The sequence below is a fragment of the Bradyrhizobium sp. AS23.2 genome, assembly GCF_001908185.1.
Taxonomy (GTDB): Bacteria; Pseudomonadota; Alphaproteobacteria; order Rhizobiales; family Xanthobacteraceae; genus Bradyrhizobium.
In genome coordinates this window covers 23,630-45,956 of record NZ_LGHM01000107.1, presented here as the reverse complement: position 1 = coordinate 45,956, position 22,327 = coordinate 23,630, and the positions used below count along the sequence as shown (strand labels likewise).

Genomic DNA, 22,327 nt, shown 5'->3' with positions numbered 1-22,327 from the left:
GGCCGCATCGCCCGAGACGGCCAGCACATGGCCTCGCGCATATTTGTGACCGTCGATGCGCGGCACCGGAAAGGCGGCGCCCCAGAAATCCGGATCGTTCTCGAAAGTCTGCGGCGCGATCTCGTCCAGCACCTGCGCGTCGATGCCGATGTCGGCGACACGCACACGGCCGCAATGCATGCGGCCCGGCAGCAGCAGGTGGGCCGGCTTCTTGCGGAAGAAGGTGACGGTTTCGGCGGCATTCACCGCGGTGCCCATCACGGCCGCGCTGGTGCCATTGATGCCGCTCGGCAGGTCGACGGCTAGCACCGGCGCGCCGTTGGCGTTGATCGCCTCGATCATCGCGCGCGCCTCGCCATCGACGGAACGGCTGAGGCCCGCGCCGAACAGCGCGTCGATGATCAGCGCGGGCTTTCCGATCGCCTGCGGGTTGAACGGCAGCACCGGATATTTCCAGCCGCGCGCGGCTGAGGCCGCATCACCCCGGAGCTGATCGCGCTCGCACATCAGGATCACCGAGACGTCGCGCCCCTGAGCGGCGAGCTCGGCGGCCGCAACAAACCCGTCGCCGCCATTGTTGCCGGGGCCAGCCACGATCAGGATCGGCCCCTCCTCCACCAGTGCGTTGGCGGCTTCGGCGACCGCCTGACCCGCACTGAGCATCAGCTTGAAACCGGGCGTGCCGGCCGTGATGCTGAGTTGGTCAGCCCGCTGCATTTCAGCGTTGGTCAGAACTTCCATGCCACTTCCCTGGTACAAACGCCTCTTCAACAGGCATCTTCTGTGCCGATCCGGCCGACGAAGCATCGATCTGCACAGATATTGAACTGTTTGCCTATTTTGTAGTCTGCGCTATTTTGGGTCGGCCGGCTCCACCTATCAGAGATGCTCGTTAAAAGGCTGATAACGCTCCAATAATCAGGGCATTTGCAATTTGGCATAGACCCTGCTTTCGAGGAAGCCGCTTCGGTTCGTCGTGCTCACTGGCATCTTATCAGGGTGTGACTGGCGGCCGCCGGGTTGACCAGGCATCCCGGCCTAGCGAAGACAAGATCATGCGTGAGAAAAGCGCATCCTGACGAAGACGTTGCTATTTGATCGAAAGGCCGGGAGGCGCGCAGTGAAGAAAATCGAAGCCATCATCAAGCCGTTCAAGCTCGACGAGGTGAAGGAAGCGCTTCAGGAAGTCGGCCTTCAGGGCATCACCGTCACCGAGGCAAAGGGCTTCGGCCGCCAGAAGGGCCATGCCGAGCTTTACCGCGGCGCAGAATACATCGTCGACTTCCTGCCCAAGGTGAAGATCGAGATCGTGATCGGCGACGACCTCGTCGAGCGTGCCATCGACGCGATCCGCCGCGCTGCGCAGACCGGTCGCATCGGTGACGGCAAGATCTTTGTCTCGAACATCGAAGAGGCGATCCGCATCCGGACCGGCGAATCCGGGCTGGACGCTATCTGAGCCGGGTGCTATCCGAATTTTGCGACACTCTTACAGGAGATTAAGGCTGCTTCGGCGGCCTGATTTCATTTGCGCGATCGCGCGCGAACTCGCCAAAAGCGAGAACAATCTTGCTCACCTGAAAACCGACCTGCAGAGCCAAAAGGGGTATGCATGAAGACCGCCAAAGACGTCCTGAAATCGATCAAGGACAACGACGTCAAATACGTCGACCTGCGCTTCACCGATCCGCGCGGCAAGTGGCAGCACGTCACCTTCGACGTCAGCATGATCGATGAAGACATTTTCGCCGAAGGGACGATGTTCGACGGCTCCTCGATCGCCGGCTGGAAGGCGATCAACGAGTCCGACATGACCCTGATGCCCGATCCGGTGACTGCGACGATCGATCCGTTCTTCGCCGAGACCACGATGGTCATCACCTGCGACGTGCTCGAGCCGACCACCGGTGAGCCCTACAACCGCGACCCCCGCGGCATCGCCAAGAAGGCCGAGGCGATGGTGAAGTCGATGGGCGTGGGCGATACCGTCTTCGTTGGCCCCGAAGCCGAGTTCTTCGTGTTCGACGACGTGCGCTTCTCGAGCGGTCCCTACAACACCGGTTTCCGCCTCGACTCCTCGGAGCTGCCGACCAACTCCGACACCGAATATGAAGGCGGCAATCTCGGCCACCGCATCCGCACCAAGGGCGGATACTTCCCGGTCCCGCCGCAGGACTCCGTGCAGGACATGCGCTCGGAGATGCTCGGCGCCATGGCCAGGATGGGCGTCAAGGTCGAGAAGCATCACCACGAAGTCGCTTCCGCCCAGCACGAGCTCGGCATGAAGTTCGACACGCTGACGCTGATGGCCGACCACATGCAGATCTACAAGTACTGCATCCACCAGGTCGCGCACATCTACGGCAAGACCGCCACCTTCATGCCGAAGCCGATCTACGGCGACAACGGCTCGGGCATGCACGTGCACCAGTCGATCTGGAAGGACGGCAAGCCGGTGTTCGCCGGCAACAAATATGCCGACCTGTCGGAGACCTGCCTCCACTACATCGGCGGCATCATCAAGCACGCCAAGGCGATCAACGCCTTCACCAACCCGTCGACCAACTCCTACAAGCGCCTGGTTCCGGGCTATGAAGCCCCCGTGCTGCTGGCCTACTCCGCGCGCAACCGCTCGGCCTCCTGCCGCATCCCCTACACCGCTTCGCCGAAGGCCAAGCGTGTCGAGGTGCGCTTCCCCGATCCGCTCGCCAATCCGTATCTCGCCTTCGCCGCGATGCTGATGGCCGGCCTCGACGGCATCAAGAACAAGATCGATCCGGGTCCGGCGATGGACAAGGACCTCTACGATTTGCCGAAGGAAGAGCTGAAGCAGATCCCGACGGTGTGCGGCAGCCTGCGCGAGGCACTCGAAAGCCTCGACAAGGACCGCGGCTTCCTGAAGGCCGGCGGCGTGTTCGACGACGACTTCATCGACGCTTTCATCGAGCTGAAGATGACCGAGGTCGAGCGCTTCGAAATGACCCCGCACCCGATCGAGTTCGACATGTACTATTCGGGCTAAGCGGCCCGAACGGTATGCGAGAAGCAGAAGGCGCTCCGAAAGGGGCGCCTTTTTCATTTGGGGTGTGCCGGATGGGTGGAGCGCAGCAGAGCCCACCCTTCGTCATGTGTGCCGATCGCTCACGACAGCTGCGGAAGCGCGCCGCGCAAAGCATCCTCACCCCATTCCTGGACAAAATGTCCGGCAACGGCGAGCTCTACCGGCTCGGGGCAGTTGCGGATCGCCCGGCGCATGTCCGCCATCACGGTGGGCCCAAGAACGGGATCGCTCATACCGATCACCATCGCGGTTCTGCCGCTCCATTCAGTGCGCCACCACTCCCGGGCCTTGCGAGACATCGCCGCACCGCCGGCATCGGGATGGTCGGGCACGAGGTTGGGGAATCGACGCACGCCGGCCTTGTAGGTGGCATCGGGGAACGGCGCATCATAAGCGGCGGCTTCCGCGGACGAAAGCTGCGGACAGGCCCGTGAAAGGAGCTTGCCAACGGCCATGTCCGGATTTGCGTTATTCCACGCACGCCAGTCGAGAAAGCCCTTGGTGAGCGGGCGGTCGCCGGTCGCAAACATCGTGTTCATGATCAGCAGCCCCTCGAAGCGATCCGGCATGTCCGGTGGAATGGTGAGACCGAGCAGGCCTCCCCAGTCCTGACAGACCAGCGTCACGCGATGAAGATCGAGCGCGCGGATGAGCGCAACGAGACTGTCGCGATGGAAGTCGAAGGTGTAGACGGCGTCGTCGACGGGTTTGTCGGAACGACCGAAGCCGAACATGTCCGGCGCGATGACCCGATAGCCGGAGGATACGAGGCCGGGAATCATCTTGCGGTAGAGATAGCTCCACGTCGGCTGCCCATGCAGACAGAGCGCGACGCGAGCGTTCTTCGTGCCCTCGTCGAGATAGTGCATGCGCAGGCCGGCATAACCTGCGAGATCGTCGCAATAGTTTGCCGCGAAGGGATATCCGGGAAGATCGTGAAAACGTGTATCCGGCGTCCGCAAGACCGTCGTCAAGTCAACCTCCCATGGATTGGCCGCGTTGCGCTGGATGCACTACGCTGCCTTACGCTGCCGCTCAAGCACGTTGGATGGGTAGAGTTCTTACGAAACCCGTCCTACCGCTGCTCAGCCTGTCCTCCCCGCGCGCGCCCGGCTACGGGTTGTCACGCCGCGGCATGAAATGGTCGAGCAGGCCGATTGGTAGCGGAAAGACGACGGTCGACGACCGTTCGCCCGCGATGTCGTGCAAAGCCGCGAAGTAACGTAGCTGCATCGCCTGCGGCTCCTGCGCGAGAATCCGGCCCGCCTCGACGAGCTTTTCGGCAGCCTGCTGCTCGCCTGTCGCATTGATTACCTTGGCGCGCCGCAACCGCTCCGCCTCGGCCTGTTTGGCGATCGCGCGCACCATGGTTTCGTTGATATCGATGTCCTTGATCTCGATCCCGGTGACCTTGATGCCCCAGACGTCGGTCTGCTTGTCGAGGATCTCCTGGATGTCGGCGTTCAGCCGGTCGCGTTCGGCGAGCATCTCGTCGAGCTCATGCTTGCCAAGCACCGAGCGCAGTGTGGTCTGGGCGAGCTGGCTGGTCGCGGCCATATAATCACCGACCTTGATGATGGCGCGCTCGGGGTCGACGATGCGGAAGTACAGAACGGCGTTGACCTTGACGGACACGTTGTCCCGCGAAATCACGTCCTGGGGCGGCACCACCTGCACCATCACCCGCAGATCGACCTTTACGAGCTGCTGCACGACCGGAATGAGGAGGATGAGGCCCGGGCCCTTCACGCCGGTAAAACGGCCGAGCGTAAATACGACGCCACGTTCGTATTCGCGCAGGATTCGAATTGCCTGGGATAGGAATATGATGACGAGCAGCGCAAGCGCCGCATAGGTCAGGAACTCCAGCGTCATGACATACCTCCCTCGCCGGTCCGGGCTGGCGCGCGCTGTATCAGCACTGTCAAATCGACCACGTTGGCCACTTCGACCATCTCTCCGGGCTTGAACGTTTCGGCGCTGCGCGCCCGCCAGCGCTCACCATGGGTGAAGACGTGGCCTTCGGTTCCGTTCCAGTCGAGAACCTCCGCAGGCAAGCCCCGCATGGCCTGCGCGCCGACCCGTGCAGGAGCCCTGCCGACCCGCCGAAGCGAACCAAGCACGACGAGAGCAAGCCCGATGAACACAGCCGAAGTGGTGCCAATCACCCACCATGACAGGTGGTAGCCGGGCGCCTCGCTCCTGAACAGCATCAGCGCTCCCAGCAAGAATGCGATGATCCCTCCGAAACCGATCACCACGGTCGGATTGAAGGCCTCGATGGTGAGGAGCACGATTCCGATCAACATCAGGGCGAGGCCGGCATAGTTGATGGGCAGCAAATTAAGTGCATAGAGGCCAATCAGCAGGGAGATCGCGCCAACGACTCCCGGGGCGACTGCACCGGGAGACATGAACTCGAAGATCAGGCCGTAGATACCGACCATCAGGAGAATGAAAGCCACGTTCGGATCGGTGATGACCGCCAGGAAGCGGGATATCCATCCGGGGTCGAGGGCTTCGACGACATCATCCCTGGTCGCGAGCCGTAGCGTCTTGCCGCCAGCAACCTCCACCACACGACCATCGAGCTCTCTCAGCAATTCAGCCGGATCGCGCGCGATGAGATCGATGGCATGTGCCTGGAGCGCGCCATTGGCAGAGAGCGTGGCAGCCTCACGGACCGCTTTTTCGGCCCAGTCCGCATTGCGGTTGCGCAGCTCCGCAAGGCTGCGGATGAAGGCAACCGCATCATTGGTCACCTTTGCCGTCATGGCATCCTTTGGCTCTCCCTTCTGGTCACCGTCCTTCTTGTCCTTGTCGCCCTTGTCCGGGGTACCACTTGGCAGACCCGGCAGCGGCCCGCCAATCTGCACCGGAGTCGCGGCGCCAATATTGGTGCCTGGCGCCATCGCCGCGATGTGGGTCGCATAAAGGATATAGGTCCCCGCGCTCGCCGCGTGAGCGCCGGACGGAGCGACGTAGCCGATGACGGGGACGGGCGAGGCGAGCACATCCGCGATGATCTCGCGCATGCTGGAGTTGAGACCGCCGGGCGTGTTCATTCTCAGGATCACGACCTCGGCGTGCCGTTCGCCCGCCTCGGCCAAAGCCTCCTTCACGTAGCTGGCCGACGCAGGACCAATGGCTCCGTCGATCGAAACTGTCAGTGCGAGACGGCGGTTCTCCTCCGCTGAACCGGGAAGGAGGCAGAAGATCAAAGCGACGACGCCAATCGCCGCAACGAGGGCTGCCTTTATGATCTGCACGGCAAGAGCTCCCTTGCAGACCATATGGTGCTCGTCTCTGGAACCTCAATGCAGCGGCTTTGCCGCCGTTGTGATTGTGCGACGCAATGGAAATGGCCCCGCAGGACACGCCATCGTCCCCGATCAGGCCGAACGTGCTTGGACAGGAAGCCGCGAGATCAAGGCGTCGTTCATGCTCCGTCATTGCGAGCGCAGCGAAGCAATCCAGAATCCCGACGCGGAAAGTCTCTGGATTGCTTCGCTGCGCTCGCAATGACGTTGTGGCGAGGGTCGGCTTCCCCCCTATCAGCACGTGCCGCCTACGCCGCCGCGCGCTGCCGTGCGACCATCGCCTCGCCAAAAGCCTCGAACAGCTTTCGGTTGACGGGATTGTGCTGCGGGTCGTACTCGGCGTGCCATTGCACGCCGAGCGCGAAGGTCGGGGCTTCCGCGATGCGGATCGCCTCGATGGTGCCGTCCTCGGCGACGCCCTCGATCAGGATGCGCTTGCCGGGATCGAGAATGCCCTGGCCATGCAGCGAATTGACCCGGATCGTCTCGCAGCCGAGCAATTGTGCAAACGCACCGCCCGGCGTGAGGAGGACATCGTGGCGGTCGGCGAACACCACGGTCGGATCGGGATGGATCTCGCCGTTCTCGAGCCTGGGCATACGGTGGTTCATGCGGCCCGGTATTTCGCGGATCTCGGGATGCAGCGAGCCGCCGAAGGCGACGTTCATCTCCTGGAGGCCGCGGCAGATGCCAAACAGCGGGATGCCCCGGGAGACACAGGCGAGTGAGAGCGCCAGCGCGACCTCGTCGCGGTGGATGTCATAGGGCTCGTGCTTCTCGCAGGGGTCGACGTTGAAACGGGTCGGGTGCACGTTGGCCCGGGCGCCGGTGAGGATGACGCCGTCGACAATGTCGAGCAGCGCACTGACGTCGGTGATGTCGGGCGAGCCAGCAAACATCACCGGCAAGCCGCCGGAGACCTCGGCCACGGCGCGCAAGTTTCGCTCGCCGACCATCTGGACCTGAAATCGATTCTCGACACGATGGGAATTCCCGATCACGCCGACGACCGGCTTTCTCATCTCCCGTTCCGACCTCCCCACCGAAGAAGATTCCCTAAACATGCCCTTGGCTTGGAACAAATTCAATATAAGGGATCGCGGGACGGCAATGCTATTTCGCGCAAATCCCAGGCCGCCGGGCGGGCCCGGCACCCTTTCGCCCGTGTGGCATTGGCCCTTCAGGCGCCAGACGCGTCAAATCGGCGCTTGGGGGCGGCTTGATCCCTGGTGAAATTTTACGAAAGAGTGGCCCGACCGCAGCCGCCGAAAAGGATATGATGTGACCATTCCCGCTGACGAACGTCCCCGGACCCGCAACGATCTGGCTCAAGATCAGGCCTGGGCGATCGCGGTCGGTGGCATCGCCGTCGTGTTGTTCACGGCTCTCCTGGCCTTCACCTGGTATTTTGCGGCCACCCTGCTTCTGATCTTCACCGGCATGCTGCTCGGCGTCGCCCTCAACGCGCTGACGAATGCGCTCGGCCGCCGCGTGCACCTGCCGCACGCGGTACGGCTCGCGATCGTTTGCGTCGCGCTGGCCGTGATGCTCGCGGGCGTCGCCTATCTCGGCGGCGCCACCATCGCCGAGCAGGCCTCGGTGCTCAGCAAGACCATCAAGTCGCAGATCACCAACGTCCGCTCCTTCCTCGAGAACCACGGCATCGACACCAGCGTCTTCGATCTCGGCAATGCCGCGCCCGCCGCCTCCACCGACGCTGCGTCGACGCCAGCGCCGAGTTCGGCCTCGCGCGGCGGATTGCCGGGCGCGGGCGCGCTCGCCTCGAGCGGCGGGGCGATCGTGAGCCAGACCTTCAAGCTGCTGCTCGGCACGATCAGCGCCGTCGGCAACATCTTCATCGTGCTGTTTCTCGGGCTCGCCTTCGCGACCCAGCCGAGCGTTTATCACGACGGCCTGTTGTTCCTCATGCCGGCCAGGCACCGCACCCGCGCCGCTCTCATCATCGACCGCATCGGCGAGACGCTGGAGCGCTGGCTCATCGCGCAGATCATTGTCATGATCGCAGTCGGCGTCGTGACCTGGATCGGGCTTGCCATCATCGGCATCCCCGCCTCGTTCATCCTGGGAATCCAGGCCGGATTGCTCGCCTTCATCCCGACCGTCGGCGCCATCATCGCCGGCGTCGTCGTGGTGCTGGCAAGTCTTGCCTCGGGCTGGATCCCGGCCCTATCGGCCCTTCTCCTCTTCCTCGGCGTACATGCCATGGAGAGCTATGTGCTGACGCCGGTCCTGCAGCGGCAGGCGCTGGACATTCCGCCGGCCACGCTGTTCGCGTTCCAGATCCTGCTCGGCGTCGTGTTCGGAATCTGGGGCCTGGCGCTGGCGCTGCCATTGGTCGCCATCGCCAAGGTCATGATCGACCATTTCAAGACGTATGAGGCGGCGCCACCTCTGGCAGAGGCGGCCTGAGTCCGCTCAGGTCGTCAGCACGGTCTCGGTGTGCTCGACCTCCGGAGGAGACGCAAAATACTGGCCGACGAGGCCGCGCCATTCGGTGAAGTTCTCGGAGCCGCGGAAATCGACGGTGTGGTTCCCCAGCGTCGCCCACTTCACCATCAGCCGGTAGCGCTGCGGCTTCTCGATCGACTTGTGCAGCTCGAAGCCGTGGAAGCCCTTGGAGCGGCCGAAAGCGGCCTTGGCCCTGGCAACGGCCGCCTCAAAGTCCTTCTCGCTGCCCGGCTTGACGTCGATTTGCGCGATCTCGGTGATCATCGGTTTCCACCCTTCTTGTTCGATGGGCGTGTCTACCGCACCCCGTCCAAAAGAAAAAGGCGCCGAAACGGCGCCTGCCCGGCCGGGAGTACGGGTCACTCAGGCGAACAGCAGAACGATACCCGCCACGACCAGCGCGCAACCGGCAAACAGTGCGAATGGCCAATAGCTGCGGCCTTGCGTATAGCGCCCCTGGGCGCGGCGCTCGGTGATCAGCGCGGTCTCGTATTCATCCGCGGTGGAGAACAGGCAGGCAAAGCCGCCGCGTGCCGAGGCTGCAGCGGCTTCGAGCGATATCAGGGCAGCCTGCGGATTCTGTCGACGGATCGATTCCATGACCGCAATGGTAGGGATCGAATGGTAAACAGCGGATTACCGCGAAGGCTGCTTGCGTCTCAGGCGGTGGCCGTGCGTGCCTGCGGCGCGCCGACCCGCGCGGCGCTCTGGCGGCGCCAGTTCTCCAGCGACAGCGGCAGCTCCTCCGCCGCCTCGACGCGGTTACGGCCGCCGCGCTTGGCCTGGTAGAGCGCGGTGTCGGCCGAGGCCAGCAGCACCTCGAGTTCGGTGCCGGCCGGACCGCCGGCGACACCGATGCTGACGGTGGTGTCGACCGGGCCTTCATCGACCACGACGCCGGACGTCTCGAAAGCTTCGCGTACGCGCTCGGCGACCAGCACGCCCTCCTCAAGCGGACACGGCAGCAAGGCCGCGAATTCCTCGCCGCCGATGCGGCCCGAGAGGTCGGAGATGCGCAGATTGCTGACGACGACGGTCGAGAACAGTTTCAGCATCTCGTCGCCGGCGGGATGGCCGAAGCGGTCGTTAATCGACTTGAAGTGATCGATGTCGAAGATCATCACGGTCACGGGCCGCCCCGCCTTGGCCTCGCGCTCGATCACGCGTCCGCAGGCCTCCGAGAAGCCGCGGCGGTTGAACATGCCGGTCAGCGGATCGGTGGACGCGGCGGTCCGGTGCGCGGTGACGGTGCGCTCCGACACCAGCATGAAGATCACGAACACGGTACCGACGGCATAGAGCACGAGCTCGACCGCGAACACGGTTACCCAGATGCTGGCGGAGAAGCCGGCATCGTTAGGACGCAGGAAGCTGCCAATCAGGATCGGCAGCATCAACACGCAGCCGTGCATCACCGGCACCACGAAGGCGGGCCAGCGCCGCTGCAGGCTCTTGCGCCGTTCGACCCAGAGCTCGCTTGCGGTCAGCGCCGCATAGACCGAGACGATGCCGGCGCCGATGATCATGCGCAACAGGGACGCCGCGTGATCGAGCAGCGTGACCGCGGCGATCCAGGCGAGCGCACCGAGCACGAGGCCGACCCAGTTCGGCTTGCGGCCGCGGAAGACACGCGCCGCATTCCACACCATGCCGCAGGCAACGAAGCCGACCGCATTCAGCGCGAGACAAACATGCGGGCCCAGCTTGTCGCCGGCCGCCGTCCATAGCGCGACGGAGGCGGCGCCGAGGAGATACGCGGTGCCCCACCATTTCAGCGCAGGGCTGTTCTCCTGCCTGCCGAAAAACACCATCATGGCGCCGAGCAGTGCGGCAACCATGGTGGCGACCAAATAGAGCGTGATGCTATCGAGCGACATCATGTCGGCCCCCTCTTGAACATAGCAGTTACGCGATCGGCACATCCGATTTGCGCGCCCTTCCAGATGCGACGCTATGTCCCGCGAGTGACATTCAGGTTTTCATGGGAGGCCAAGTTTTCGGGAAACAAGCCATCAATTTGCGTACAAACGAACAACAAAAAGGGCGCTGAATTCAGCGCCCTTTTGCATCTCATTGGAGCCGCTTTCGCGGCGAATGCGACCGAAGCGATTAACGCTTCGAGAACTGGAAGGACCGGCGGGCCTTGGCCTTGCCGTACTTCTTGCGCTCGACCACGCGGGAGTCGCGGGTGAGGAAGCCGCCCTTCTTGAGCACGCTGCGCAGCTCCGGCTCGAAATAGGTGAGCGCCTTGGAGATGCCGTGACGGACGGCGCCAGCCTGGCCGGACAGACCGCCGCCGGCGACGGTGCAGATCACGTCGTACTGGCCGGAACGCTGGGCCACGGAGAACGGCTGCTCGATCATCATGCGCAGCACGGGACGGGCGAAATAGACCTCGACCTCGCGCGCGTTGACCGTGACCTTGCCGGCGCCCGGCTTGATCCAGACGCGGGCGACCGCATCCTTGCGCTTGCCGGTTGCGTAGGCGCGGTTGAACTTGTCGACCTTCTTCTCGTGCTTGGGCGCGTCGGGCGCTGCCGCCGTCTTGAGCTGCGAGAGCTGGTCGAGCGACTGAATGGATTCGGCCATGTTATGCGGCCCTCGTGTTCTTGCGGTTCAACTTGGCGATGTCGAGCTTCTCGGGCGTCTGGGCCTCGTGCGGATGATCGGCGCCGCCATAGACGCGGAGGTTGCCCATCTGGACACGGCCGAGCGGACCACGCGGGATCATGCGCTCGACGGCCTTCTCGAGCACGCGCTCGGGATGACGGCCTTCGAGGATCTGGCGCGCGGTGCGCTCCTTGACGTGGCCGACATAACCGGTGTGCTTGTAGTAGGTCTTCTGCTCGCGCTTGCGACCGGTGAGGACCGCATGCTGGGCGTTGATGATGATGACGTTGTCGCCGCAATCAACGTGCGGCGTGTAGGTTGGGAGGTGCTTGCCGCGCAGGCGCATGGCGACGATGGTGGCGAGACGGCCGACGACCAGACCCTTGGCGTCGATCAGCACCCACTTCTTCGTCACCTCGGCCGGCTTTGCCGAAAAGGTTTTCATGTCAGAATTTCCGTGAGGGAGACATCGGCGCGAACACCGCACCGGACTGCGCGGTTTTCTAGAGAAGAGACGCGTAACGGTCAATGCCAATTGACGGAAATTACACCTGCAGAATCAATTACTTAAAAATATGGTGCTATATTACCCACCAAAAGCTCAAACATTTGGAATGGAATAGGTCGAGGTGACATGGGCGATCGGATCGGGTGAGGTCCCGGACAGCAGGTTCACCTCGCCGACCGCGAGCCGCTTGCCGAGCTTGAGCAGCCGGGCCTCGGCCAACACGTCCTGGCCGGGCTGGCCCTTGCGCAGGAAGTTGATGTTGAGATTGGTGGTCACGGCGAGCCCGATCGGCCCGATCGCGGACAGGAGCACCACGTACATCGCGAAATCGGCGAGCGCCATCAGCGTCGGCCCGGACACGGTTCCGCCCGGCCGCAGCATCCTTTCGCTGAAGCGCTGGCGCAAAAGGCAGGTCTGGCCGTCCGCGCTCTCGATCGTGATGTCGTCGCCACTGAAGGCCTGGGGAAATTCGTCGCGGAGAAACTGTTCGACCTCCGCCACGCTCATTTTCGCTAACGCCATGCTATTCCCCACTCTCGCTTCACTTGGCCTGTTACACTAAGTTATCTGCGTCATCCAATTGCAATCATCCAACGGAAATCGCGTCAATGCCCGTCCAGGCCACCCGCGCCCCCTCCCCGCACCCGCCGATCCTCCTGCGGGAGATCGTCGGCAGCGTCGCCGTGCTCACGCTGAACCGCCCCGCCGCACGCAACAGCCTGTCGGAAGCGATGATCGGGCAGTTACATGCAAGCTTCAACGCGATCGCCGAGGACAAGCGCATCCGCGCTGCCGTCATTGCCGCCAACGGTCCCGCCTTCTCCGCCGGCCACGACCTGAAGGAGCTGACCGCGCGCCGCGCCGATCCGGATCGTGGCCGAGCCTTCTTCGCCGAGATGATGAGCGCCTGCAGCGCGATGATGCAGGCGATCGTCCACCTGCCAAAGCCCGTGGTCGCTGCGGTCCAGGGCATCGCCACCGCGGCCGGCTGTCAGCTCGTGGCAAGCTGCGATCTTGCGATCGCCTCGGAAGCCGCGAGCTTCGCGACGCCGGGCGTCGACATCGGCCTGTTCTGCTCGACGCCGATGGTTGCGCTCTCGCGCAACGTGCCGCGCAAGCAGGCGATGGAGATGCTGCTGACGGGCGAGCCAATCCCGGCCGCGCGCGCCCGCGAGATCGGGCTGATCAATCGCGTGGTCGCGGCCGGCACCGAGCGCGACGCCGCGATTGCGCTCGCCGAAAAGGTGGCGCTGAAATCCGCCTACACCGTCAAGCTCGGCAAGGAGGCATTCTATCGCCAGGCCGAGATGAGCCTTGCGGACGCCTATCGCTATGCGGCAGAGGTGATGACCGAGAACATGATGGCACGCGACGCCGAGGAAGGCATCGGCGCGTTCATCGAGAAGCGCACGCCGACGTGGCGGGATGAGTGAATAACCAGCCCCTCATCCTGAGGAGCCGCGGAACGCGGCGTCTCGAAGGATGAAGGCCCGATAGTGGCCTCATGGTTCGAGACGCGCGTTCCGCGCTCCTCACCATGAGGGTCAGAGAAAGAACAGATGAACCACGACTCCTACCCCGACAATTACATCCGCGGCATCCTCAACAGCGTGAAGTCGATCGCGATGGTCGGCGCCTCGCCGGTCAACGTGCGGCCGAGTTATTTTGCGTTCAAATATCTGGCGCAGCGCGGCTACGACATGATCCCGGTCAATCCCGGCCATGTCGGCAAGGAGCTGCTCGGAAAGCCCTTCGTCGCCTCGCTGCGCGACATCGGCCGTCCCATCGACATGATCGACATCTTCCGCAACTCCAGCCACATCATGCCCGTGGTCGAGGAAGCCCTGACGCTCGATCCGCTGCCGAAGGTCATCTGGATGCAGCTCGGTGCGCGCGACGATGCGGCGGCGGAAAAGGCGGAAGCGGCCGGTATCAAGGTCGTGATGAATCGCTGCCCCAAGATCGAATATGGCCGGCTGTCGTCGGAAATATCATGGATGGGCGTCAATTCGCGCACCCTCAGCTCCAAGCGACCGCCGGCGCCGACACAAGGCATGCGGTTATCCCTCAATCGGATGAGTGTCGGCGGCGGCGACACCGCGGCCTCTGATCGCGCGGCCAAAAACAAGTCCGAGCAAGGTTGACACAATCGCGAAGGATTCGTTTCGCGAACGCGACAATGCGTAGCAAGATCATTCCGATGTGAAGCTGCGGCTTGACGACAGCGGCGGTGCCCATCAGCATGCCGCGCGATTTCAGACCACAAGAACAGGACGTCTCAATGAGCGATCGCCTTCCGGGATTTTCAACCCTCGCCGTGCATGCCGGTGCACAGCCCGACCCCACCACCGGTGCGCGCGCGACTCCGATTTATCAAACGACTTCTTTCGTCTTCAACGATGCCGATCACGCCGCCTCGCTGTTCGGCCTGCAGGCATTCGGCAACATCTATACTCGCATCGGCAATCCGACCAACGCAGTGCTGGAAGAGCGCGTCGCCGCGCTCGAGGGCGGCACGGCCGCGCTTGCGGTGGCCTCCGGCCATGCCGCGCAGGTCGTGGTGTTGCAGCAGCTGCTCCAGCCCGGCGATGAGTTCATCGCGGCGCGAAAGCTTTATGGCGGCTCGATCAATCAGTTCACGCACGCCTTCAAGAGCTTTGGCTGGAACGTGGTGTGGGCCGACCCCGATGACATCGCAAGCTTCGAGCGCGCGGTGACGCCGCGCACGAAAGCGATCTTCATCGAGTCCATCGCCAATCCCGCCGGCAGCATCACCGACATCGAGGCGATCTCGACCGTGGCGCGCAAGGCAGGCGTGCCGCTGATCGTCGACAACACGCTGGCCTCGCCCTATCTGATCCGCCCGATCGACCACGGCGCCGACATCGTGGTGCACTCGTTGACGAAGTTCCTCGGCGGCCACGGCAACTCTCTCGGCGGTATCATCGTCGATGCCGGGACGTTTGACTGGTCGACGGGCGGCAAATATCCGATGCTGTCGGAGCCGCGGCCCGAATATCACGGCATCCGCCTGCAGGAGACGTTTGGCAATTTCGCCTTCGCGATCGCCTGCCGCGTGCTTGGCCTGCGCGACCTCGGGCCGGCGCTGTCGCCCTTCAACGCCTTCATGATCCTGACCGGTATTGAGACGCTGCCGCTGCGCATGCAGAAGCACTGCGACAATGCGAAGGCGATCGCCGAATTCCTCGCCGGTCATCCGGCGGTGGCTTCGGTCAGCTATGCGGGCCTTGCGAACGACAAGTACAACCAGCTCGCACGCAAATACGCACCGAAGGGCGCGGGCGCCGTGTTCACCTTCAGCCTCAAAGGCGGCTATGACGCCGGTGTCAGCCTGGTGTCGAAATTGCAGCTGTTCTCGCATCTGGCGAATGTCGGCGACACCCGCTCGCTCGTGATCCACCCGGCCTCGACCACGCACAGCCAGCTCGACGACGCCGCCAAGATCAAGTCCGGCGCCGGCCCCGACGTGGTCCGGCTCTCGATCGGCATCGAGGACAAGGAAGACCTGATTGCCGATCTGGAACAGGCGCTGGGCGCGTAATTGTTCCGGCCATTCCGGGGCGCGCGGACGCGCGACCCCGGAATCTCGACGCCGTAACCTCTGGATTCCGGGTTCGGTCCTGCCGGATCACCCCGGAACGACGTCAGCTACGTTGGTTGCTCCAGTTAACAGTCATTAACCGTATCTGCCGCATACATCGTCACTGGATCGCCCTTTGATTCGGAGCCGACGATGCTGCGCTGGATGATGCCTGCCCTTGCCGCGACGCTGACCATCTCCGGCGCCATGGCGGCCGACTTGCCGGCGACACCGAAGCGGTGGGTTGCCGTTCCACCGCCGGAGCGGCGAGTTTATGTCGAGACCGATCCGGATGCGCTGATCTCGCCGGCCTACGGCGTCGGCAGCTACGTCCGCAACCTGCCGGGGACGCCGCTCCTGCCCGGCTCCAACATGCTGCCGGGCTATTACGGGCGCCCCTGGGATTACGACTATCAGGGCGCCTACTATGGCGGACCGCAGGTCGATTATTTCTGGCGACTGCCCTACGCTGCGGCGTTTACGGCTACTGCTGATCAGCGATCAACCAGCCAGACCAAGCGGAACCGCGCGCGGCTGCGCCTCCGCAGATTGCCGCGAGGACAGACGCTCCACCTGCATCACCGCGAGCGTGAGCACCGCGATCGCGACGGCCTGGTGCGCGAGCGCGAGCCCGATCGGCACCTGGTTGAGCAGCGTCAGGATGCCGAGCACTGCCTGCAGGCTCACCGCCGCAAGCAGCCACAGCGCGCCGCCCACCGCAGCGCCCGCGCGAGAGCGCACCGCGTCGAACGCGTGCAGCGCCGCCAGCACGAACAGCGCATAGGCCGTCATCCGGTGCTCGAACTGCACCGTCAGCACGTTGTCGAACATATTGCGCCACCACGGCGTCTCGAACCACAGCCGATCCGCAGACGGAATGAACGCGCCGTCGATCTGCGGCCAGGTGTTGTAGGCGCGCCCGGCGCGCAGGCCCGCGACCAAGGCACCGAAATAGATCTGCACGAAAGTCACGACGAGGAGCAGCGCGCTCGTGAAGCGCAGCCGCGCAGATGCAGCGATCTGCGCCCGCTCGGCGAGCCGTCGCACCGTCCAGACGATGCCGGCGAAGATCAGCAGCGCGAGTATCAGATGCGTCGCCAGCCGATATTGCGAGACCTCGACCCGCTCCGAGAGGCCCGAAGCGACCATCCACCAGCCGACCGCACCCTGGAGCGCGCCGAGTGCAAACAGCAACCACAGCCTGCGCTTCAACTCACCGGACAGGCCGCCGCGCCACAGGAAGAACAGGAACGGCAGAAGATAGGCGACGCCGATGAAACGGCCGAGCAGCCGGTGGCTCCATTCCCACCAGAAGATCTCCTTGAACTCGGACAAGCTCATTCCGGCGTTGAGCTCGCGATATTGCGGGATCCTCTTGTAGGCCTCGAACGCGTCGGTCCACTGCGCCTCCGAAAGCGGCGGAACGCTGCCCGCGACCGGCTTCCATTCGACGATCGAGAGACCGGATTCCGTCAGCCGTGTGGCGCCGCCGACCAGCACCATCAGCGCGATCAGCGCGGCCACGGAGATCAGCCACCAGCGCACGGCGCGGTACGGCTCGGACGGGGCGGAAATCGTCGTCATTTCAGGGCGAAACCAGGCCTTGTCCTAGGAGAGTTGAACCAATGAGGCTTGAACCGGACTGCGTGCCCCTTATAGTCCCCCGCTCCCGCAGCGCAAGTTACGCAAGAGACCGCGACATTCCGCCATGACGATCCGCACCCGCAAGTTCCTCGGCGCCATCCTGCTCCTGGTGCTAGCCACTGTCTGGGCCCTGCTCGGCATGGCGCTGGCACAGATGCCGTGGATCGCCGAGTCCGGCTGGTGGCAGGCGATCTACTACGTGGTGGTTGGCATGGGCTGGGTGCTGCCGGCGATGCCGATCGTGAGCTGGATGCAGCGGCCGGATCGGGCCAAATCTAGTTCGTGACGCTGCCCGTCGGCTTCACCGGCGCAAAGGCAACACCCGACACCAGCACGCGCAACATGCGCAGCGAGCGTACTCGGCCGTCCCAGGAAATTCGCGGCAGCACGCGCAAATTGGTGCGCCCCTCCGCATCGACGATGCCCGGGATCGTCGACACCGCGCTGGCAAAGCCCGCCTCCTCCGCCATCACGACGTGGCTGCGCCGGAACGAGGCGCGATCGCCGAACGGAAAGGCGAGATGCCTGATATCGCGGTGGAATGCCGCCTCCGCGACCGCCTTGCCCATCGTCATCTCGCGCAGCGCGGCGGCGTCCTTCATGTTGGCGAGAACGGGATAGTTCACGGTCGCGCTGCCGATCGTCACCAGCGGATCGGCAGCCAGCTTGGCCAGATCCTCCCAATCCATCGATGCCTCGCGCGAAAGCGCGGCGAGATCGATCCGGTAGCGCGTGCAGAGATCGGCGATGGCAGCCGACAAATCCACCGGCGGAAGCGAACGCAGCCAGCTGTCGAGCAATGAGAACAGCGCCCGCTTCTCGGCGTTGCCTGTGACGGTGAAGCGCTGCTCCGTCTCGCCCATCATCAGACTGATGCGGCTCCCGCGTGCAATCACCTGCTCGAGCCCGAGCCACCAGGCTTCGCCCACGCCATCGGGAAAGGCGGTAGGAACGTAAATGGTGAAAGGAACGGAATGGCCCGCCAGCACTGGATAGGCGAAGCTGATGAAGTCCTTGCTGGCGCCGTCGAAGGTGAGCGCGACGAAGCGCCGCTTCTCCGGCAGTGTCACCGCGCGCCGGCAAACATCGTCCATGCCGAGAAAGTCATAGTTCCACCGCTTCAGCGCGCGGATGGCACGGTCGAGGAATTGCGGCGTGATCTCGTTCTCGCGCAGCGGCTGGAAAGCGCCGCGCCGCCGAGGCCGCACATGCTCGAAGCGCAGGATGGCGCCAGCACCGCGGCTGCGTAACAGCGGCTGGCCAGTGAACCAGGCCAGTTCAAGGCGCAGCCGCTTCAGCCTTCTGTCGTCGGATGCCAAGATCCCACCTTCGCGTTCGCCGGCGGCCTGCACCGTCCTATTGTCATTACCCTTTGTTGACATTTCTTTGCAAAGGTCGGCCACAGGCCGAATTGCGTATATTTTGATTCTCGACAGGTTTCGCGAATGACCATGGCTGCGGCGATGCAAAGCCGGACGGCAGAAGCCCCAGCGCGGTCGAAAGCGAGCCGTATCGCGCATGTCGATGTCGTTACCGATCTCGGCACGGTGGAGCCGGTATGGCGCGCCTTCGAGGAAAGCGGTCACCTCTTCACGCCCTACCAGCGCTTCGACCTGCTCAGCCCCTGGCAGCGGCTGGTCGGGGCTCGCGAAGGCGCCTGGCCTTTCATCGTCATTGCCCGCGATGCCGAGCACAGGCCGCTCCTGCTGCTGCCGCTCTCGCTGCGCCAAAACCACGGCGTACGTACGGCCTGCTTCATGGGCGGCAAGCATACGACCTTCAACATGGGCCTGTGGAACGCCGAGTTCGCCGCGCAGACCGCTGCCGCTGATCTCGACGCGCTGCTTGCGCCGCTGCGCAGGCATGTCGACGTGCTCTCGCTGACGCAGCAGCCGCTGCGCTGGCACGACCAGCAGAACCCGTTTGCGCTGCTGCCGCGGCAGGGCGCGATCAACGGCTGCCCGGTGCTGGTGATGGAGCCGGGCGGCCCGCCCGCGTCGCGGATCAGCAATTCCTTCCGGCGCCGCCTGAAGAGCAAGGAGAAGAAGCTCCAGGCGCTCGCCGGCTATCGCTATCATCTTGCCACCACGGACGCCGACGTCACCCGCCTGCTCGACTGGTTCTTCCGCGTCAAGCCGGCGCGGATGGCGGAACAGAAACTGCCGAATGTCTTCGTCGAGCCGGGCGTCGAACAGTTCATCCGCAGCGCCTGCCTGTCGCCGCGCGGCGAGGGCCGCGTCATCGACATCCACGCCCTCGAATGCGACGACGAGGTGATCGCGATCTTCGCGGGCGTCGCCGACAGCCTGCGCGTCTCGATGATGTTCAACACCTACACGATGTCCGAACATGCCCGCTACAGTCCCGGCCTGATCCTGATGCGCTACATCATCGACCGTTACGCCGAGCGCGGCTATCGCGGGCTCGACCTCGGTATCGGCTCGGACGACTACAAGCGGATGTTCTGCAAGGACGACGAAGACGTTTTTGACAGCTTCGTCCCTCTGACCTCGCGCGGAAAGCTCGCAGCGATGGCAATGTCCTCCCTGAACCGCGGCAAGCGACTGGTGAAGCAGAACCAGATGCTGTTCGACCTGGCGCGAAAGCTGCGGCAGGCGTTCGGGTAGACAGCCGAAGACGCTCAATCTCTCACCGCGTGCGGCCCCCTTCCCATCTCCCCCCTGTGGGCAGCCCCCTCTGGGAGAGGGTAAAAAAGAGGCCTACGCCGCCACCACGCGCGGGCCTGCTTCCACCGCATCCGACGGTTGCACCGGCTTGCTCAGCATCGTCACCTCGCTGAAGCCGACAGCCTTGAGCTGCTCGCACATCAGCGTGCGCGCGTCCGGCGTCATCGATGCATCGGGCACAACGACGGCGCGGGCATTCGCCGTCAGCAACTCCGCCGGAAGGTCGGACGCGCTGCCGGCGTCGAGCAGCACGTGGTCGTAGGCCCTGAGCATCGCGTCGATCGCGAGCGCCACCCGCGGCGACTGCAGCAAGCTGCGGTCGAAGCCGGGGCGGCCAGCCATGACCAGATGCAACTGCGAGAACTTGTCCCGGTTGATGACTTGCGCAAATGACGCCTCGCCCTGCATCAGCTCGGCAAGGCCGGGCGCCATCGGATCGACGGATACGGCGGCAATCGTCAGCGAGGACGCGGCGAGATCGACCGCGACTACGCGTGCATCGCGCGCCAGATGCCGGGCCAGCGTCAGCATCGACAGCGTGATGGCATCGCCGGCCGCAGTGCCAAGCACCGTAATCTTCTTCGCCGCCGTACCTGCGGTACGCAGGCTGTCGGCCAGATGTTCGATCTCGGCGAATTCGGTGACATCGGCATCGGCCGTCATCTCCGGCTGCAGCGGCGCGGGCTGCGCCATGACCGGATCGACAATCGGCTCGACCACGGGCTCGACAATGGGCTCTTGGCGAACCGGCACCTGCGTTTGCGCCGGGGCGAGCACAGCCACCGCGCGCGGCGCGGTCTGGCGCAGCAGCTCGCCGGTGACGACGACGCCGGACGAGAGCAGCAGCGTCGCGATCGTGGCGATCAGCACGATCGGCAGCTTCTTCGGATAGGCCGGCGTGTTCGAGACGATGGCACGCGAGATGATGCGGCCATCCGTCGGCGCTGCGTCGATGCTCTCGCGGGTATTGGCCTCGCGGTACTTGGCGAGATAGGTCTCGAGCAGGTCGCGCTGGGCCTTAGCCTCGCGCTCGAGGGCACGGAGCTGGACGTCCTGACCGTTGGTCGACGTCGCCTGCTTCTTGAGCTGCTCGAGGCTCACGGTCAGGCTGTCGACCCGGCCGCTGGCGATCCGGGCATCATTTTCCAGCGAGCGCGAAATCTTGCCCGCCTCGTCGCGGATCTGGGTTTCGAGATCGCCGAGCTGGGCCTTCAGCTCCTTGATGCGCGGATGGTTGCCGAGCAGCGTCGAGGATTGCTCGGCGAGCTGGGCCCGCAGCGTCACGCGCTGCTCGGAAAGCCGCCGCATCAGCTCCGAGTTCAGAACCTCGGAGGCCTCGATCGGCTTGCCGCTCTGGAGCAACTCGCGGATCAATCGCGCCTTGGCCTCGGCATCGGCTTTCAACGCACGCGCATTGTTGAGCTGGGTATTCACCTCGCCCATTTGCTGGTTCGACAGCGTCGTGTTGTTGGTGCCGACGAACAGGCTCGACTTGGAGCGGAAGTCCTCGACCCTGGCCTCGGCGTCGGAGACCTTCTTGCGCAAATTCTCGATCTCTCCGGCAAGCCACTGGCTGGCATTGCGCGCCTGCTCCTGACGCGCATTCTGTTGCAGCACGAGATAGCCGTCGGCGATCGAATTGGCGACGCGCGCGGCGAGATCGGGGTCGGCGGACTGGAATTCGACCACGATCACGCGCGACTTGTCGACGGCGTAGGCCTGGAGACGCTCGTAATAGGCGTCCAGCACGCGCTCTTCCGGCGTCATCGAGAACGGATCGCGGCCGATGCCGATCAGTGCCGCGAGCGACTTCAAGGGCGAAATCCCTTTCAGCACCGGATCGAATTCCGGCCGCTCCGCGAGCTTGTTCTTCTTGATGATCTCGCGCGCGAGATCGCGCGACAGCACGAGCTGCACTTGGCTGGTGACGGCCTCGGCGTCGAGGGCCTGCCGCTCCTCGGTGCGGTCGCTGTTCGGACGCAGGAACACGTTCTCACGGCCATCGATGAGGATACGGGATTCCGACTTGTAACGCGGCGTCACCAGGTTGACGGCGGCGACGAACCCGACCAGCGCCAGCACCGTCGGCACGATGATCCAGCTGCGCTTGCGCGCCAGTGCCGCGCCGAGCGCGTGAAGATCGATGTCGCCGGATTCGACAGGCGCCGGCTTGGCAACAGCGGGCGCGGGCTTTGCTTCAGTCCTGGGCGCGGCCTCCGTCGCCTTGGCTTCGGCCACCCTGGCTTCAGTCTTGGGCTTTGAAACTGCCCGCTCGACCACCGCCTTGTTCTTGCCGGCACGCCAGAACGCCAAACGCATCTCACACTCCCGCAGGCCGCCGCCGCGACTCCACCGCAACCGCCGCGATTACACTCCATTAAGGTTGCCGCTGGGTTAATCGCGCCATACTGCGACCGGCACACACCG

The 22,327-nt window shown here is 64.1% G+C and carries 22 protein-coding genes and 1 pseudogene; 9 read left to right on the top strand and 14 right to left on the bottom strand.

Annotation, left to right across the window (positions count from 1 at the left end):
* A partial coding sequence (locus tag AC630_RS22405) for an NAD(P)H-hydrate epimerase (protein ID WP_074120616.1) occupies nt 1-741 on the bottom strand: 741 nt, incomplete at its 3' end.
* A 379-nt stretch (nt 742-1,120) separates the two neighbouring features.
* Between AC630_RS22405 and AC630_RS22400 the strand changes: the two genes are divergently transcribed.
* Together AC630_RS22400 and glnA are read left to right on the top strand one after the other, a co-directional pair.
* Entirely contained in the window at nt 1,121-1,459 is a 339-nt protein-coding gene (locus AC630_RS22400) for a P-II family nitrogen regulator (RefSeq protein WP_007603495.1), read from the top strand.
* Nucleotides 1,460-1,612: 153 nt separating this feature from the next.
* Nucleotides 1,613-3,022, top strand: coding sequence for a type I glutamate--ammonia ligase (gene glnA / locus AC630_RS22395; protein ID WP_074120615.1), 1,410 nt, complete (start codon nt 1,613-1,615; stop codon nt 3,020-3,022).
* Between the two features lie 119 nt (nt 3,023-3,141).
* Here the strand turns inward: glnA and AC630_RS22390 are convergent, their stop codons facing one another.
* From AC630_RS22390 to AC630_RS22370, 4 genes are all read right to left on the bottom strand, one after another.
* Entirely contained in the window at nt 3,142-4,035 is an 894-nt protein-coding gene (locus AC630_RS22390; RefSeq protein ID WP_074120614.1) for a haloalkane dehalogenase, read from the bottom strand.
* Between the two features lie 139 nt (nt 4,036-4,174).
* Nucleotides 4,175-4,936: a slipin family protein gene (locus AC630_RS22385; RefSeq protein WP_074120613.1), complete on the bottom strand. Its 762-nt coding sequence runs from the start codon at nt 4,934-4,936 to the stop codon at nt 4,175-4,177.
* Nucleotides 4,933-6,330: an NfeD family protein gene (locus AC630_RS22380; RefSeq protein WP_074120623.1), complete on the bottom strand. Its 1,398-nt coding sequence runs from the start codon at nt 6,328-6,330 to the stop codon at nt 4,933-4,935. Before AC630_RS22380 ends, AC630_RS22385 begins: the two co-directional genes overlap by 4 nt.
* 299 nt (nt 6,331-6,629) lie before the next feature.
* Nucleotides 6,630-7,403, bottom strand: a complete 774-nt coding sequence (locus AC630_RS22370; protein ID WP_074120611.1) for a gamma-glutamyl-gamma-aminobutyrate hydrolase family protein — start codon at nt 7,401-7,403, stop codon at nt 6,630-6,632.
* A 259-nt stretch (nt 7,404-7,662) separates the two neighbouring features.
* On the opposite strand from AC630_RS22370, the gene AC630_RS22365 reads away from it, so the two are divergent.
* Nucleotides 7,663-8,811: an AI-2E family transporter gene (locus tag AC630_RS22365; RefSeq protein ID WP_074120610.1), complete on the top strand. Its 1,149-nt coding sequence runs from the start codon at nt 7,663-7,665 to the stop codon at nt 8,809-8,811.
* Nucleotides 8,812-8,817: 6 nt separating this feature from the next.
* Here the strand turns inward: AC630_RS22365 and AC630_RS22360 are convergent, their stop codons facing one another.
* The 6 genes from AC630_RS22360 to AC630_RS22335 all read right to left on the bottom strand — a co-directional run bounded on the left by AC630_RS22360 (nt 8,818) and on the right by AC630_RS22335 (nt 12,490).
* On the bottom strand, nt 8,818-9,114 hold the full coding sequence (locus AC630_RS22360; protein WP_074120609.1) for an antibiotic biosynthesis monooxygenase family protein: 297 nt from the start codon (nt 9,112-9,114) through the stop codon (nt 8,818-8,820).
* Nucleotides 9,115-9,213: 99 nt separating this feature from the next.
* Entirely contained in the window at nt 9,214-9,450 is a 237-nt protein-coding gene (locus tag AC630_RS22355) for a hypothetical protein (protein WP_074120608.1), read from the bottom strand.
* A 59-nt stretch (nt 9,451-9,509) separates the two neighbouring features.
* Nucleotides 9,510-10,730 (bottom strand): GGDEF domain-containing protein, encoded by a 1,221-nt coding sequence (locus tag AC630_RS22350; RefSeq protein ID WP_074120607.1) that lies wholly within the window; start codon nt 10,728-10,730, stop codon nt 9,510-9,512.
* A gap of 229 nt (nt 10,731-10,959) precedes the next feature.
* On the bottom strand, nt 10,960-11,439 hold the full coding sequence (rpsI, locus tag AC630_RS22345) for a 30S ribosomal protein S9 (RefSeq protein ID WP_074120606.1): 480 nt from the start codon (nt 11,437-11,439) through the stop codon (nt 10,960-10,962).
* A gap of 1 nt (nt 11,440) precedes the next feature.
* Nucleotides 11,441-11,905, bottom strand: coding sequence for a 50S ribosomal protein L13 (gene rplM / locus AC630_RS22340; protein ID WP_057756282.1), 465 nt, complete (start codon nt 11,903-11,905; stop codon nt 11,441-11,443).
* A gap of 156 nt (nt 11,906-12,061) precedes the next feature.
* Nucleotides 12,062-12,490, bottom strand: coding sequence for a PaaI family thioesterase (locus tag AC630_RS22335; RefSeq protein ID WP_074120605.1), 429 nt, complete (start codon nt 12,488-12,490; stop codon nt 12,062-12,064).
* 86 nt (nt 12,491-12,576) lie between these two features.
* Between AC630_RS22335 and AC630_RS22330 the strand changes: the two genes are divergently transcribed.
* The 4 genes and pseudogenes from AC630_RS22330 to AC630_RS47160 all read left to right on the top strand — a co-directional run bounded on the left by AC630_RS22330 (nt 12,577) and on the right by AC630_RS47160 (nt 16,063).
* On the top strand, nt 12,577-13,401 hold the full coding sequence (locus AC630_RS22330) for an enoyl-CoA hydratase (RefSeq protein WP_074120604.1): 825 nt from the start codon (nt 12,577-12,579) through the stop codon (nt 13,399-13,401).
* Between the two features lie 126 nt (nt 13,402-13,527).
* The gene (locus AC630_RS22325) at nt 13,528-14,112 is read left to right on the top strand and encodes a CoA-binding protein (RefSeq protein ID WP_074120603.1); all 585 of its coding nucleotides are present in this window, start codon (nt 13,528-13,530) and stop codon (nt 14,110-14,112) included.
* A gap of 137 nt (nt 14,113-14,249) precedes the next feature.
* A complete protein-coding gene (locus AC630_RS22320; RefSeq protein WP_074120602.1) occupies nt 14,250-15,530 on the top strand; it encodes an O-acetylhomoserine aminocarboxypropyltransferase in 1,281 nt (426 codons plus the stop codon).
* Between the two features lie 192 nt (nt 15,531-15,722).
* Nucleotides 15,723-16,063, top strand: a pseudogene (locus AC630_RS47160) (hypothetical protein).
* Nucleotides 16,064-16,070: 7 nt separating this feature from the next.
* Here the strand turns inward: AC630_RS47160 and AC630_RS22310 are convergent.
* Nucleotides 16,071-17,153: a COX15/CtaA family protein gene (locus tag AC630_RS22310; RefSeq protein WP_074120601.1), complete on the bottom strand. Its 1,083-nt coding sequence runs from the start codon at nt 17,151-17,153 to the stop codon at nt 16,071-16,073.
* Nucleotides 17,154-17,277: 124 nt separating this feature from the next.
* Between AC630_RS22310 and AC630_RS22305 the strand changes: the two genes are divergently transcribed.
* A complete protein-coding gene (locus AC630_RS22305) occupies nt 17,278-17,499 on the top strand; it encodes a DUF2842 domain-containing protein (protein WP_074120600.1) in 222 nt (73 codons plus the stop codon).
* Here AC630_RS22305 and AC630_RS22300 read toward each other — a convergent pair.
* Nucleotides 17,489-18,532, bottom strand: a complete 1,044-nt coding sequence (locus AC630_RS22300; RefSeq protein ID WP_074120622.1) for a polysaccharide deacetylase family protein — start codon at nt 18,530-18,532, stop codon at nt 17,489-17,491. The two genes, AC630_RS22305 and AC630_RS22300, sit on opposite strands and share 11 nt — an antisense overlap.
* A 126-nt stretch (nt 18,533-18,658) precedes the next feature.
* On the opposite strand from AC630_RS22300, the gene AC630_RS22295 reads away from it, so the two are divergent.
* Nucleotides 18,659-19,840: a GNAT family N-acetyltransferase gene (locus AC630_RS22295; RefSeq protein ID WP_074120599.1), complete on the top strand. Its 1,182-nt coding sequence runs from the start codon at nt 18,659-18,661 to the stop codon at nt 19,838-19,840.
* Nucleotides 19,841-19,933: 93 nt separating this feature from the next.
* Here AC630_RS22295 and AC630_RS22290 read toward each other — a convergent pair whose 3' ends face one another.
* Nucleotides 19,934-22,219: a GumC family protein gene (locus AC630_RS22290; RefSeq protein WP_074120598.1), complete on the bottom strand. Its 2,286-nt coding sequence runs from the start codon at nt 22,217-22,219 to the stop codon at nt 19,934-19,936.
* Between the last annotated feature and the right edge of the window lie 108 nt (nt 22,220-22,327).

Coding starts and splice junctions, on each gene's coding strand:
- glnA (WP_074120615.1), top strand. CDS start 1,613: ATGAAGACCGCCAAAGACGTCCTGAAATCGATCAAGGACAACGACGTC.
- AC630_RS22385 (WP_074120613.1), bottom strand. CDS start 4,936: ATGACGCTGGAGTTCCTGACCTATGCGGCGCTTGCGCTGCTCGTCATC.
- AC630_RS22370 (WP_074120611.1), bottom strand. CDS start 7,403: ATGAGAAAGCCGGTCGTCGGCGTGATCGGGAATTCCCATCGTGTCGAG.
- AC630_RS22360 (WP_074120609.1), bottom strand. CDS start 9,114: ATGATCACCGAGATCGCGCAAATCGACGTCAAGCCGGGCAGCGAGAAG.
- AC630_RS22355 (WP_074120608.1), bottom strand. CDS start 9,450: ATGGAATCGATCCGTCGACAGAATCCGCAGGCTGCCCTGATATCGCTC.
- AC630_RS22350 (WP_074120607.1), bottom strand. CDS start 10,730: ATGATGTCGCTCGATAGCATCACGCTCTATTTGGTCGCCACCATGGTT.
- rpsI (WP_074120606.1), bottom strand. CDS start 11,439: ATGGCCGAATCCATTCAGTCGCTCGACCAGCTCTCGCAGCTCAAGACG.
- rplM (WP_057756282.1), bottom strand. CDS start 11,905: ATGAAAACCTTTTCGGCAAAGCCGGCCGAGGTGACGAAGAAGTGGGTG.
- AC630_RS22335 (WP_074120605.1), bottom strand. CDS start 12,490: ATGGCGTTAGCGAAAATGAGCGTGGCGGAGGTCGAACAGTTTCTCCGC.
- AC630_RS22330 (WP_074120604.1), top strand. CDS start 12,577: ATGCCCGTCCAGGCCACCCGCGCCCCCTCCCCGCACCCGCCGATCCTC.
- AC630_RS22325 (WP_074120603.1), top strand. CDS start 13,528: ATGAACCACGACTCCTACCCCGACAATTACATCCGCGGCATCCTCAAC.
- AC630_RS22320 (WP_074120602.1), top strand. CDS start 14,250: ATGAGCGATCGCCTTCCGGGATTTTCAACCCTCGCCGTGCATGCCGGT.
- AC630_RS22310 (WP_074120601.1), bottom strand. CDS start 17,153: ATGACGACGATTTCCGCCCCGTCCGAGCCGTACCGCGCCGTGCGCTGG.
- AC630_RS22305 (WP_074120600.1), top strand. CDS start 17,278: ATGACGATCCGCACCCGCAAGTTCCTCGGCGCCATCCTGCTCCTGGTG.
- AC630_RS22295 (WP_074120599.1), top strand. CDS start 18,659: ATGACCATGGCTGCGGCGATGCAAAGCCGGACGGCAGAAGCCCCAGCG.
- AC630_RS22290 (WP_074120598.1), bottom strand. CDS start 22,219: ATGCGTTTGGCGTTCTGGCGTGCCGGCAAGAACAAGGCGGTGGTCGAG.